The 13161-nt window shown below is 75.9% G+C and carries 10 protein-coding genes; 6 read left to right on the top strand and 4 right to left on the bottom strand.

The features are described 5' to 3' along the window. Positions 1 to 226 precede the first annotated feature (226 nt). The 3 genes from BXA05_RS01390 (at position 227) to BXA05_RS01380 (ending at position 3087) form a co-directional block, all read left to right on the top strand. Entirely contained in the window at positions 227 to 826 is a 600-nt protein-coding gene (locus BXA05_RS01390) for a hypothetical protein (protein WP_043655142.1), read from the top strand. 633 nt (positions 827 to 1459) lie between these two features. Then, a complete protein-coding gene (locus BXA05_RS01385; protein ID WP_021482999.1) occupies positions 1460 to 2080 on the top strand; it encodes a DUF47 domain-containing protein in 621 nt (206 codons plus the stop codon). Positions 2081 to 2085: 5 nt separating this feature from the next. Beyond that, positions 2086 to 3087, top strand: a complete 1002-nt coding sequence (locus BXA05_RS01380; protein ID WP_021482998.1) for an inorganic phosphate transporter — start codon at positions 2086 to 2088, stop codon at positions 3085 to 3087. Positions 3088 to 3214: 127 nt separating this feature from the next. On the opposite strand, the gene BXA05_RS01375 is transcribed toward BXA05_RS01380, so the two are convergent. The 3 genes from BXA05_RS01375 to mshD form a co-directional block, all read right to left on the bottom strand. Continuing rightward, positions 3215 to 4252 carry an NUDIX hydrolase gene (locus BXA05_RS01375; RefSeq protein WP_083711228.1) on the bottom strand — a complete coding sequence of 346 codons (1038 nt, stop codon included), beginning with the start codon at positions 4250 to 4252 and terminating at the stop codon, positions 3215 to 3217. Positions 4253 to 4255: 3 nt separating this feature from the next. Beyond that, positions 4256 to 6520, bottom strand: coding sequence for an RNA degradosome polyphosphate kinase (locus BXA05_RS01370; protein WP_076403461.1), 2265 nt, complete (start codon positions 6518 to 6520; stop codon positions 4256 to 4258). 66 nt (positions 6521 to 6586) lie between these two features. Next, positions 6587 to 7606 (bottom strand): mycothiol synthase, encoded by a 1020-nt coding sequence (gene mshD / locus BXA05_RS01365; RefSeq protein ID WP_244550358.1) that lies wholly within the window; start codon positions 7604 to 7606, stop codon positions 6587 to 6589. Positions 7607 to 7826: 220 nt separating this feature from the next. On the opposite strand from mshD, the gene BXA05_RS01360 reads away from it, so the two are divergent. The 3 genes from BXA05_RS01360 to BXA05_RS01350 all read left to right on the top strand — a co-directional run bounded on the left by BXA05_RS01360 (position 7827) and on the right by BXA05_RS01350 (position 11983). Beyond that, the gene (locus BXA05_RS01360) at positions 7827 to 9122 is read left to right on the top strand and encodes an MFS transporter (protein ID WP_076403459.1); all 1296 of its coding nucleotides are present in this window, start codon (positions 7827 to 7829) and stop codon (positions 9120 to 9122) included. Between the two features lie 160 nt (positions 9123 to 9282). Beyond that, positions 9283 to 10491: an FAD-dependent oxidoreductase gene (locus BXA05_RS01355; protein ID WP_342065085.1), complete on the top strand. Its 1209-nt coding sequence runs from the start codon at positions 9283 to 9285 to the stop codon at positions 10489 to 10491. A gap of 40 nt (positions 10492 to 10531) precedes the next feature. Next, the gene (locus tag BXA05_RS01350) at positions 10532 to 11983 is read left to right on the top strand and encodes an MFS transporter (RefSeq protein WP_083711224.1); all 1452 of its coding nucleotides are present in this window, start codon (positions 10532 to 10534) and stop codon (positions 11981 to 11983) included. Between the two features lie 101 nt (positions 11984 to 12084). On the opposite strand, the gene BXA05_RS01345 is transcribed toward BXA05_RS01350, so the two are convergent. Beyond that, positions 12085 to 13032 carry a pentapeptide repeat-containing protein gene (locus BXA05_RS01345; RefSeq protein WP_076403457.1) on the bottom strand — a complete coding sequence of 316 codons (948 nt, stop codon included), beginning with the start codon at positions 13030 to 13032 and terminating at the stop codon, positions 12085 to 12087. Positions 13033 to 13161: the final 129 nt, after the last annotated feature.

Genomic DNA, 13161 nt, shown 5'->3' with positions numbered 1-13161 from the left:
TCCGTCCCGGAGCCGGTGGCAGCTCCTGTCGTCCCTCTGTCGTCACTGTAGGGCGGGGTGCTGACCGTGGCGCGGCGAACGAGGTCCGGCCCCGAGCACCCCCCGGAGGCTGCGCGCGTCGCGGGCCCGGGTGGAGACTGGGCGGGTGCCAGACGACGTCCCCACCCCCGGAGCCCGGCCCGACCCTGGTCGGTCCGACCGCACGCAGCGACCCCGCCGCCCCGCCATGCTCGACCCGCGCGACGCCGACGAGCTGCCCGGCGAGCTCGACCCCGCGCTCCGCGACCGGGTCGCGCACACCACCGCGCACGCGATCGTGCACCGCGCCCGCGACACCGAGGACCCGGAGGTCGTCGAGCGGCTCGTCCACCTCGTCGAGACCGAGGGCCTCGACGTCGTGGCCGGCCTGTGGTCCGACGCCGCCCCCAACTCCCTGCCGGGGGCACTCTGGCGGCTCTACGTGCTGCGCGAGTGGGTGCGTCGCGACCCGCAGACCGTCACCCTCCGCTACCGGCTCGGCGTCGACGCGGCGCCCGTCCACGAGGCCATCGCGGGCGTGCCCCGGCCGCCGGGGCCGCAGGACGTGCGCGACCTCGCCGACGCGGTGCTGTCCGGCGTCTTCACGGGCGACCTCGCGGTCGCGCTCGAGCGCGCGGGGTCGTTCTGCCGCATCCTCGCCACCGGCGCCGCGTTCGACGCCGACGCGCGCGAGGTCGCCGACCCCGACGGCGCCCTGCGCACGACCCGGGGCGCGGGCTCGCTGCTGCGGACCGCCCAGGAGCTCGAGCACGCCGCCGAGCTCTGGCGCGCCGACCGCCTCGACTGAGCGCGCGTCCCTCCCCGCCGCGGAGGCCCCGGTCGTCGCCGAGCAGGCGAACCTGGCGCGTCCGTGCCACCTGACGCGCCCGGACCGCCTGCTCGACCGACCGGGACCACCTGGTCGGGCCCGTCGGGAGCCCGCGGGCGCGGAGGGTGCGGGATCGGTGGCGCGCCCGCACGGCGGGCGAAGGCGGTCTCGCGGAGCGCGAACACGGGTACCCCGAGCGGGGTGCGGCACGTACGATGGATCTCGACGCCGGGCCGCGGTAGCCCCGGGCTCCACACTCAGCCGCTACGAGCGGCCACGCGCCGAGAGGCGCTCCCGGTCCGGCGTCACTAACTTCCCCCTCGCGCCCACCGCGCACCGCCTCTCGTGCGGTGCGCGGGCGCGGTGGTCGCACCGGCGACGAGGCCGGGCGCAGGCTGTGGGCGTCCTGAGCATCCGGGACCTTGGGCCCGACGATTCCAGCATCGCTCCGCGCGTCGGCTACATTTGACGAGAGTTCGACGTGCGTTCACCGAGAGATCATCCGACCAGAGATCGTGACCACCCCGGCCGTCCGGTCCTCCCGGCGGTCGAGCGGCCCCCGCGGCCGACGCCAGCTCAGACCCCTACCCCGCGTCCCTTCCGGAGCCCCCCGTGCGCCTGCGCCTGACACCGCGCGACACCTCGTTCTTCGACCTCCTCGCCGCCTCGGCGCAGCACCTGGTCACAGGGTCCACGCTCCTCGCGGAGCTGCTGGGGGCGGACCGCCCCACGCGCAAGCAGCTCGCGAAGCAGCTGAGCGAGACCGAGCACCTCGCGGACGACGCGACGCACTCGATCATGCGACGCCTCAACCAGACGTTCGTCACGCCGTTCGACCGGGACGACATCTACGCCCTCGCGTCGGCGCTCGACGACTGCATGGACTACATGGAGGAGGCGGCCGACCTCATCGTCCTCTACAAGGTCGACGAGCTCCCGGCCCGCGTGTCCGAGCAGGTCCAGGTGCTCCAGCGGGCGTCGGAGCTCACGGCCGAGGCGATGCCGCGCCTGCGCTCGATGGACGACCTCCCCGAGTACTGGGTCGAGGTCAACCGCCTGGAGAACCAGGCGGACAAGGTCCACCGCAAGCTGCTCGCCGAGCTCTTCGACGACGTGTCCGACCCGGTCCTCCTCATGAAGCTCAAGGAGATCGTGGAGGTCCTCGAGCAGGCGGCCGACGCCTTCGAGAAGGTCGCCAACACGGTCGAGACCATCGCCCTCAAGGAGTCCTGAGCCCCGTGGAGGCAGTGCTCGTCGTCGTCGTCGTGGCCTTCGCCCTGGCGTTCGACTACACGAACGGGTTCCACGACGCCGCGAACGCCATCGCGACCTCGGTGTCGACCCGGGCCCTCACACCGCGCGCGGCGCTCCTCATGGCGGCGGTGTTCAACCTCATCGGCGCGCTGCTCGGCACGGCCGTGGCGCAGACCATCGCGGAGGACATCGTCGCCGTCGGCGACGTGCCACCCCACCAGGGTCTCGTCATCGTCCTGTGCGGGCTGGTCGGCGCGATCACGTGGAACCTCATCACGTGGTGGCTGGGCCTGCCGTCGTCGTCGACGCACGCGATCATCGGCGGCCTCGCGGGCGTCGGCCTCGCGTCCGGGATCACGGTGCACTGGGACGCGATCCTCGACAAGGTCGTGCTCCCCATGATCTTCTCGCCGCTGATCGGCTTCGGCCTCGCGTTCGCGCTCATGGTCCTGCTGCTGTGGGTGTTCCGGAACGCGGCGCCCGCCCGGGCGTTCCGCCGGTTCCGGATCGCGCAGACGGCCTCCGCCGCCGCGATGGCGCTGGGCCACGGTCTGCAGGACGCGCAGAAGACGATGGGCGTCATCGTGCTCGCCCTCGTGGCGGGCGGGTTCCAGGACGACAACACGATCCCGCTGTGGGTCAAGCTGTCGGCCGCGACGGCGATCTCGCTCGGCACCTACGCGGGCGGCTGGCGCATCATGCGCACGCTCGGCCGCAAGATCATCGAGCTCGACCCGGCGCGCGGCTTCGTCGCCGAGTCGGTGTCCGCCGTCGTGCTCTACGCCAACGCGTTCATCTTCCACGCGCCCGTCTCGACGACCCACACCATCACCTCGGCGATCATGGGTGTCGGCGCGACCAAGCGCCTGTCCGCGGTGCGCTGGGGCGTCGCCAAGAACATCGGCGCCGCGTGGGTGCTGACGATCCCCGCCGCCGCGCTCGTCGCGGCCGTCGTCTACTGGATCCTCAGCCCCATCCTGCTCTGACCCCAGGCACCGGCGCCGCCGGTCCCCCCCGCACGACGACGGCGCCCCGTCGGAGGCCTCGCGGCCGCCGGCGGGGCGTCGTCGTGCGACCGGACGTCGCCCGCTGGGGGACGCCGGCGCGCGGGTCTCAGTGCAGCGGCGGGGCGACCTTCTCCGCCGCGACGACGCGCGGGCCCTTGGGCGTGCGTGCCACGTGGGCCACGATCATCTCGCCGGGCTCGAGGAACGGGTCGTGCGCGGGCAGGGCGTTCGCGACCGGCCGCCGCGAGTGCTGGCCGAGGACGTCGAGCACCGTGGGCAGCACGGGCCGGTGCGTGCACAGCACCGACGACCGCTCGGCCTCGAGCAGCTCCCGGACCGTCCGCGCGACGCGCGCGGGCGAGCGCTCGTGCTGCGCCTCGGTGAGGTGGTCGATGCTGACCGTGGCGAGCCCGGAGGCGGTCGCGTACGGCGCGATCGTCTGGGCGCAGCGGTCCCACCGGCTCGTGACGATCGTCTCGACGCCGTAGGCCGCGAGCACCGGCACGAGCGCGACCCCTTGGGCGTGGCCCGCGGGCGTGAGCGGGCGGTCCTGCTCGTCGCCGTGCCACGCCGACCGCGCCACGGCCTTGCCGTGGCGCGCGATGACGACGACGTGCGTCGCGAGCCGGCCCTCGTCGCGCTCGCGCACGAGCGCCTCGAGCGGCGCCCGGTCGGCCTGCCGCGTGAGGCGCCGCGCGGCGTCGTCCGTGGAGAGCCACGCGGCGCGATCGATCTCCTGGGGCGACACCGGTGGGACGGGGGCGCGCGCGGCGAGCGCGCCGGCGTCGGACCGGCTCGACGCCCGGCGGGCGGCCCAGTAGTGCACGCGCTTCACGCGGCCCTCGGGCGTGAGGTACTGCAGCCCAGGGAGCGGGACGCCCAGCACGACCGGCTTGCCCGTCTCCTCGGCGACCTCGCGCGCCGCGGCCGCCTGGAACGTCTCGCCCGGGTCGAGCTTGCCCTTGGGCCACGACCAGTCGTCGTAGCGCGGCCGGTGGACGAGGCGCACCTGCAGCTCGTCGTCGCGCACGCGCCACACGAGGGCACCGGCCGACTCGATGACGGGCGCGTGCGACACGTGCGTCGGGCCGAGCGTGTCCACGAGCGGCACGCCGCCGCGGAGCGCGGAGGACGGCACTCCCATCCGCTACCGCCTCCCGACGAGTCGGCGGCGCTGTCGCTGGACGAGGCTGGCCTGGAGGTCGACGAGCGGGGAGCCGTCGGGCGCGGTGTCGGGGCGGTGCCACGTGCCGTCGGCGTCGAGGTGCCACGACGCGGTGCGCTCGGACATCGACGCGTCGAGCAGGTCGAGCAGCTCCATGACCTGGTCGGGGTCGGTGATGCGCACGAGGGCCTCGACGCGGCGGTCGAGGTTGCGGTGCATGAGGTCGGCCGACCCGATGAACACCTCCGGGCCGCTCTCCGGCCCCTCGCCGATGGCGGGGCCGGCGGAGTTGGCGAACGCGTAGATGCGCGAGTGCTCGAGGAAGCGCCCGAGGATCGACCGCACGCGGATGTTCTCGCTCAGCCCGGGCACGCCCGGGCGGACGGCGCAGATGCCGCGCACCACGAGGTCGACCTTCACGCCGGCCTGCGACGCCCGGTAGAGCGCGTCGAGCGTCGTCTCGTCGACGACGGAGTTGACCTTGATCTTGACCCACGCCTCGTGGCCCTCGCGCGCGGCGACCGCCTCGCGGTCGATCCGCTCGACGAGGCCCGAGCGGACGGTGCGGGGCGCGACGAGCAGCCGGTGGAACCGCGACTGCGGCGCGTACCCGGAGAGCTGGTTGAACAGGCGCGTGAGGTCCTGCCCGACGTCGGGGTCGCACGTGAGCAGGCCGTGGTCGGTGTAGAGGCGCGCCGTCTTCGGGTGGTAGTTCCCGGTGCCGACGTGGCAGTAGCGGCGCAGGCCGTCCGACTCCTGGCGCACGACGAGCGAGAGCTTGCAGTGCGTCTTGAGCCCGACGATCCCGTACACGACGTGCACCCCCGCCTGCTCGAGCTTGCGTGCCCACGAGATGTTGGCCTGCTCGTCGAACCGGGCCTTGATCTCGACGAGCGCGAGCACCTGCTTGCCCGCCTCGGCCGCGTCGATGAGCGCGTCGACGATCGGCGAGTCGCCCGACGTCCGGTACAGCGTCTGCTTGATCGCGAGCACCGCCGGGTCGGCCGCCGCCTGCTCGAGGAAGGTCTGCACCGACGTCGAGAACGAGTCGTACGGGTGGTGCAGCAGGACGTCGCGCTCGCGGATCGCGGCGAACACGTCCGTCGGTGACGAGCTCTCCACCTCGGCGAGGAGGCGGTGCGTCGTCGGGACGAACGGCGGGAAGTGCAGGTCGGCGCGGTCGAGGTCGGCGATGACGTTGAGCCCGGTGAGGTCGAGCGGCTCCGGGATCTCGTACACCTCCTCCTCGACGACGCCGAGCTCGCGCACGAGCAGCGCGCGGATGCGCGGGCTGATGCCCGGCGTGAGCTCGAGGCGCACGGGCGGGCCGAACCGGCGGCGCAACAGCTCCTTCTCCATCGCCTGGAGCAGGTTCTCCGCGTCGTCCTCCTCGACCTCGACGTCCTCGTTGCGCGTGACGCGGAACAGGTGGTGCTCGCGCACCTCCATGCCGGGGAAGAGGTGGTCGAGGTGCTGGGCGATGACCTCCTCGATCGGCACGAACGACGTCGGCCCGCGGTCGGGCGACGCCGTCTGCGACGTCGGCGCGCTCGGGCGTCCTCGCGCGTCCACGGCGATGAACCGCGGCAGCAGCGGCGGCACCTTGACGCGCGCGAAGTGCTCCTTGCCGGTCGTCGGGTTCGCCACCACGACCGCGAGGTTGAGCGAGAGCCCCGAGATGTACGGGAACGGGTGCGCCGGGTCGACGGCGAGCGGCGTGAGCACGGGGAAGATCTGCTTGCGGAAGAACTTGTGCAGGCGCTCCTGCTCGCGCGTCTCCAGCTCGTCCCAGTGGACGAGCGTGATGCCCTCGGCGGCGAGCGCCGGCTGGACGTCGTCGGCGAAGACCCGCGCGTGCCGCGCCATGAGCTCGTGCGCGCGCTCGCTGATCGCGTCGAGCACCTGGCGCGGCGACAGTCCGGAGGCGGCCGTGACCGCGATGCCCGTCGCCATGCGGCGCTTGAGGCCGGCGACGCGGACCATGAAGAACTCGTCCAGGTTCGACGCGAAGATCGCGAGGAACCGCACGCGCTCCAGGAGCGGCTGGCTCGGGTCCTCCGCGAGCTCGAGCACGCGCTGGTTGAACGCGAGCCAGCTGAGCTCGCGGTCGGCGAACCGGTCGTCGGGCAGCGGACCGAGGTCGAGCTCCGCACCGACCGGTTCGATCTCGGGTTCCTCGGCGATGTGCTCCGCGATGTGCGCGGCGAGGTCCGGGTCGAGGGTGCGCTGCGTGGACGTGTCGGTCATGGGTTCATGGTGGCACCAGTTGATGAACGGTGCGTGACGCGGGTCACCGTTCGGCCGGTGCGGGGGTCAGCGGGCAGGTCGGGCGTACTGCACGTGCACGGCGCGCCGCACGAACCCCGCCCGCTCGTAGGTCCGCACCGCCGGCACGTTGTCGCCGTCCACGTACAGCACCGCCGTGCGTGCCCCGCGCGCTGCGAGGTGCGCGAGCCCGACGGCGGTCAGCAGCCGCCCGAGCCCCTCGCCCTGGGCGGACGGGACCACCCCGACGACGTAGATCTCGCCCTCGCGCGCGGCGTCCGGCTGGCCCGTCGGGATCTTGGTCCAGACGAACCCGACGAGCTCGGGCACACCGTCGCCGGGCGCCGGGTCGCGCTCGAGGAGCAGGAGACCGGCGGCGTCGAACCAGTCCTCGCGCATCCGCGCGCGCAGGTCGTCGACCGTGAGCCGCCCCTGCTCCGGGTGGTGCGCGAACGCGAGCGCGTTCGCCCGGACCCACGCCGCGTCGTCGTCCCCGGGCACGAACGCGCGCAGCCGCAGACCCGCCGGGACGGCGGGGCGCGGGTGCTCCGCCGGGCCGCCCAGCGGGCGCTCGAGCACGAGCAGCTCGCGCACGACGCCGTACCCCGCCCGCGCGGCGAGGGCCTGCGCCGCGGGCAGGTCGCCGTGGGCCCACACGCGCAGCGGCGGGACGTCCCTGCCGGGGGAGGGCGCGCCGTCCGTCGCGGCCCCGTCCGGGCCGTGCTGGTCCGTGGTGCGCTCGGACGGGCGCGGCTCGACGGCACGGTCCGCGGCGCTGCCCAGGAGGTGGAACCCGAGGCCGTGGCCGCGGTGCGCCGGGCGCACGACGAGCTCCGCGCTCGGCGCGTCGCCGCGCTTGTCCACCTGGGCGTAGCCCGCGAGCTCGCCCCCGCGCCACGTGAGGAGGTGCACGACGTCGTCGGTCGCCTCGCGCAGGTTGAGCAGCGGCTGCTCCGAGAGGGGAGCCACGCCGTCCTCCCGCTCCGCCGCCGCGGCGAGGTCGTGGACCTGCGCGATCTCGACGTCGTCGATGAGCGGCCCGGTGTGCCAGAGGATCGCGGTCTCCACCGGTCCATCTTGCCCCCGGCGCCCGCGCACGACCGAACGCGCGCCGCCGGCGCCCGCGGGACGCCGTCCTCGTGGCGGGAAGGTTCGGAACCGAGTGACGGTTGTCACGTCCGTGAGCGAGCGGCCGTGAGGCGCGGGACCCGGGGGGCCGCGTCGGCCTGCCCGCCCCGCCGACCTCCGGCCGGTCGGACGGCAGCGAGGGGCGGAGAGGCAGGGCGGCATGGGCGCGTGCGCGGTCGAGGAGGCGGCGGAGGCCGCAGCAGGGCGGGTCCCCGTCCCGGTGACGGTCCCGGCCCGGCCGGTCGGGGAACCGACGGAGCCGGCCGTCTGGTCGCGGGACTTCCGGTACTACTTCACCGCGCGCAGCGCGGGGCTGCTCAGCTGGGCGATGCTCCCGGTCGCGGTCTCGGCCGGGCTGCTCGCGTCGGGCTACGGGCTCGCGGTCGCGGGGTACGCGATGGCGTTCCTCGTCGCGCCGTTCGCGGGGCTCGTGCTCTTCGGCGGCGTGCTCGCCGACCGGTTCACCGCCCGCCGGATGATGATCGTCGCCGACCTCGCGAACCTCGCCGCGCACGTGCTCCTCGCGGTGCTGTTCGTGCGGGGGATCGACCACCTCTGGCACCTCTACGCCCTCCTCGCGGTCGCCGGCACGGCCAACGCGCTGTTCCAGCCCGGCGCCGCGTCGACCGTGCCGCTCGTCGCGCGCGACGTCCAGGGGGCCAACGGCGTCCTGCGGACCTCCGAGGCGATCACCGGGCTCGGCGGCCCGGCGCTCGCGGGCGTCCTCGTCGGGTTCGGGTCGACCGGCGGGGTGATGATCCTCTCCGCCGTCGCCTACGCGACGAGCGCGCTGTGCCTGCTCGCGCTCCGGCTCGGCGTCGTGCCGGCGCCCCCGGCGGGCGCGGGCCTGTGGCGCAGCCTGGCCGTCGGGTGGCACGAGTTCCGCTCCCGCACGTGGCTGTGGGGCGTCGTCGTCATCTGGATGGTCTACGCGGTGCTCGCCTGGGGGCCGCAGCTCCCCCTGGCGGCGAGCGTCGTCGTGCCGACGCACGGGGCGACCGCGTTCGGCGTGCTCAACAGCGCGCTCGGGGTCGGGACCGTGGTCGGCGGGCTGCTCGCGATCCGCTACCGGCCGCGGCGGCCGCTCGCCGCGGGCGCCGTGGCGCTCGTGGCCTACCCGCTCTACCCGCTCGGCCTCGTGCTGGGCTGGCCCGTCTGGGCGCTCGCCGTCGCGCAGGTGCTCGTGGGCGTCGGGGTCGGGGTGTGGGGCGTCATGTGGGCGACGAGCGTCCAGACGCAGGTGCCGGGCGACGTGCTCAACCGGGTCCACGCCTACGAGGTCGCGGGGTCGGTCGGGATGTACCCGATCGGGGCCGCGCTGGCCGGTCCCGCCGTCGCCGCGTTCGGGACGGACCGGGTGCTCCTGGTGGGCGCGGTCGTGGGGACGCTCACGGTCGTGGCGCTCCTCGCCGTCCGACCGATCCGCACGCTCCGGCGGGTCCCGGACCTCCTCTGAGCGCGGCCGCACGCGCGGCGGCGCGAAGCCGAGCACGGGGTTGCCCGCCGTCGACCACGGGGTTGTCGTCGTGAAGAGTGCGATGACGACGGCAACCCCGTGTTCGGCACCTCACCTCGGGCCGGGGAAGGTTCTGTCGGGGCGGGTCGTTGTGGTCGGCGTGAGCGAGCGGAACCAGGGGCGAGAGACGGCGGCACCGGGCACGGCGGGCGCGGACCTGCTCGGCCCGGGCGGGGCTGTGCACGACGTCGTGGTCGTCGGTGCGGGCCAGGCCGGGCTGTCGGCGGCGTACCACCTGCGGCGCGCCGGGCTCGACCCGCTCGTGCTCGACGGCGGTCGCGGCCCGGGCGGCGCGTGGCAGGACCGCTGGGACTCGCTGACCATGGCCGAGACGCACGCGGTGCACGACCTCCCGGGCGTCCCGCTCCCGGCCGGCGACCCCGGCGAGCGCGCCAACGTCGCCGTCCCGCGCTACTACGCCGCGTACGAGCGGGAGAACGACCTGCGCGTGGTGCGGCCCGTCACGGTGCACGACGTGCGCGACGACCCCGACGACCCCGCGCTCCTGCTGGTCCGCGCCACGGTCGGCGCCGGGCCGGACGCGCGCGACGTCGTCGTCCGCACGCGCACGCTCGTCAACGCGACCGGCACGTGGACCCGCCCGTTCTGGCCGCGCTACCCCGGGATGGAGACGTTCCGCGGGCGCCAGCTCCACACGCACGACTTCCGCGCCGCCGAGGACTTCGCGGGGCAGCACGTGGTGGTCGTCGGCGGCGGGGCGTCCGCGACGCAGCTCCTGCTCCAGATCGCGCCGCACGCGTCGGGCACGACGTGGGTGACGCGCCGCGAGCCGGTGTGGGTCGAGGAGGAGTTCTCGCCCGAGCTGGGCCGGGCCGCCGTCGCGCGCGTCGCGGAGCGCACGGCCGCGGGGCTGCCGCCCGGGAGCGTCGTCTCGGTCACGGGCCTGCCGCTCACGCCCCGCTACCGCGCGGGGATCGCGAGCGGGGTGCTGCGGCGTCGGCCGATGTTCGAACGCGTCACGGCGACCGGCGTCGAGTGGGCACCCGGCGCGAACGACGACGGGCTCCTGCACCAGCCCGCCGACGTCCTCCTCTGGGCCACCGGGTTCCGGGCCGCGCTCGACCACCTCGCACCCCTCGGCCTGCGCGCGCCCGGCGGCGGGATCGTGCTCGACGGCACGACCGCGGCGAGCGACCCGCGCGTCCAGCTCGTCGGCTACGGGCCGAGCGCCTCGACGATCGGGGCCAACCGGGCGGGACGCGAGGCGGCGCGCGGCGTGCTGCGGGCGCTCGGCCGACAGCCCGGTCGCAGCCCTGCGGCAGGATCTCGGCGGCCGGTGGCGGTGTGAGGGCTCGTCAGCGCCCGCCGCGGAGCCCTAGCGTGCACCCGTGAGCACCGAGTCCTCCCCGGCCCCCGACCCGCACCCCGCCCGCGGGCCCGCCCCGACCGCCGTCGACGCGCCCGCCCTCCCGACGCAGCGCCGCACCCTGACGACCCTCGCCGCGACCCAGGTGCTGTCCGGCGTCGGGGTCGCGAGCGGCATCGCCGTCGCACCGCTCGTGGCGTCGGCGCTGTCCGGGTCCGACGCCATCGCGGGGCTCACCTCGACCTCGGGCGTCGTCGGCGCGGCGCTCGTCGCGCTGCCGCTCGCCCAGGTCGCGGGCCGGCGCGGCCGGCGGCCGTCGCTCCTGCTCGGCTTCGGCCTCGCGACGGGCGGCGCGGTGCTCGCGACGGTCGCCGTCCTGCTGGGCTCGTGGCCGCTGCTCGTCGTGGCGATGCTGCTGTTCGGCTCCGGCACGGCTGCCGGTCTCGCCTCCCGCTTCGCCGCGACGGACCTCGCGACGCCGCAGCGCCGGGCCCGCGACCTGTCCGTCGTGGTCTGGGCGACGACCGTCGGGTCCGTCGTCGGGCCGACGCTCGCGGGCGTCGCCGACCGGGTCGCCGGGCCCGCCCTGCGCCTCGGGGACGCGCACGCCGAGCACGGGAGCGCTGCGGGGAGCACCGCCCCGAGCGCGGCCCCGTTCGTGCTCGCGACGCTCGCGTTCGCCCTCGCGGCGACCGTCGTCGCGGTGTGGCTGCGCCCGGACCCGCTGCTCGCGTCGCGCGCACCGTCGGGGGCGGGTGCGGCGGGGTCCGTCGCGGAGGGGTCCGGCGCGGCGGTATCTGGTGCGGCTGGCTCCGGTGCGGCCGGTGGCGACGGGGGTGCGCCGGGTGCGGGCGGTGCGCCGGGCCCGGCGTCGTGGCGCGACGGCCTGCGCGCCGGCTGGGCCGTCGTCGCGGCCAGCCCGACGGCGCGCCTCGCGCTCGGCGCGATCGTGCTGAGCCACCTCGTCATGGTCGGTCTCATGTCCATGACCCCGGTCCACATGAACCACGGTGGCGCGACGCTCCAGGTCGTGGGGCTCGTGATCAGCGCCCACATCGCGGGCATGTACGCGCTGAGCCCCGTCGTCGGGTGGCTCGCGGACCGGCTCGGGCACGCGCGCGTGCTGTACGCCGGGGGCGCGCTGCTCCTCGCGGCGGCGGTCGTCGTGGCGGGCGCGCCGGGCGAGGACTCCGCGCGCCTCACGGTCGGCCTGGTGCTGCTGGGGCTCGGGTGGTCGTGCGGGCTCGTCGCCGGGTCGGCGCTGCTCGTCGACGCGACGCCCGGGCCGTCGCGCACCGCCGTGCAGGGCCTGTCGGACCTCGCGATGAACACGGGCGGCGCCGTCGGCGGCATCCTCGCCGGGGCGATCATCGGGTTCTCGTCCTACGGCGCGCTCGCGTGGGGAGCGGCGGCGCTCGTCGTCGTGTGCGCGGTCGTGGCGGCCCCGCTCGCGCGGCGGGCCGCGCTCCGCTGACGACCGCCGCCGAGATCGGCACCCTGAGGTGGGATCGGCGGTCGCGACTGCCGATCCGGTCTCCCGGTGCCGATCTCGCGGGTGCGCGGCCGCGGGATGTGTCAGGCGAGCACGGCCGGGAGCGCCGTGCGCTCGTCCCGGCGGACGGCGCCGACCTGCGCCGGGGTGAGGAACAGCGCCCGGGAGAGGTCGGTGCCGCGGGCGTCGGCGCCCCGCAGGTCGGCGCCGAGCAGGTCGACGGCGTCGAGCCGGGCCCCGCGCAGGTCGGCACCGAGGAGCAGCGCGCCCCGCAGGTCCGACGCCGTGAGGTCCAGCCCGCGGAGGTCCGCGCCGACGAGGTCCGCCCCCGGCCGCAGCCGACGACGCACACCCGCGCTCGGAGCCCGGAGTGCCGTCGGGGCGTCGGACCGGGCGGTGCCGTGCGGCGACGCGGCGCCGCGGCGGCCGTCCCGGTGCCGCCCGTCGCGTGCCTGTCGACCGTCGCGCGCCGCGTCGCGCACGAGCGCGCTCGCCCGGTCGACCAGCGGGCCGACGGCGCGACGGACGGCGCCGACGTCGAGCGCGAGCAGGTCCGCCGCGGCGAGGTCGGCCAGGGGTGCGGTGCGGTCGAGCGCCTGCCGGGCGTCGTCGTGCGCGGCGGCGGCCGCGGGGAGCGCGAGCACCTCCGCGAGGTACCAGAGCAGCTCCTGGAGCTGCGTGACGACGGGCAGGGCGGCGAACGCGTCGCGCGCGGCGGCGGGGTCGTCGCGCCAGGTCGCGCCGTCGTGCGCCGCCCGGACGGCGGCCGTCACGCGCTGGCCCGCGCCCAGGCAGTCGTAGGCGACGCAGCCGGGGAAGCCGGACTCGGGCAGCCGGGCGTGGATGCCGCAGCCGAAGTCCGTGCGCAGGTTCGGGCAGGGCGTGCCGGCGGGCTTGTCGATCGCGAAGTCGGCGGACCGCACGAGGTGCAGGCCCACGCAGCACAGGCCCGTGCAGCGGGAGCAGTCGCTGCGCAGGTCGAGCTGCTCGACGAGGAGGGCGCGGCCGTCGGCCGCGGGGACGCGGGGCACGCCTCGACGCTACGCCGTCGCGGGGATGCCGGGCACGGGCATATCGCCGTGCGCAGCGGCCGGGCGGTCGGCGCACGAGAACGGGGCCGGTGCCGTCATCGCGCGGACGACGGCACCGACCCCGTGGTC

The organism is Cellulosimicrobium funkei (assembly GCF_900155925.1).
GTDB lineage: Bacteria > Actinomycetota > Actinomycetes > Actinomycetales > Cellulomonadaceae > Cellulosimicrobium > Cellulosimicrobium funkei.
Note: the sequence above shows the minus strand (reverse complement) of the source record. Positions and strands in the feature narration are given on the sequence as shown.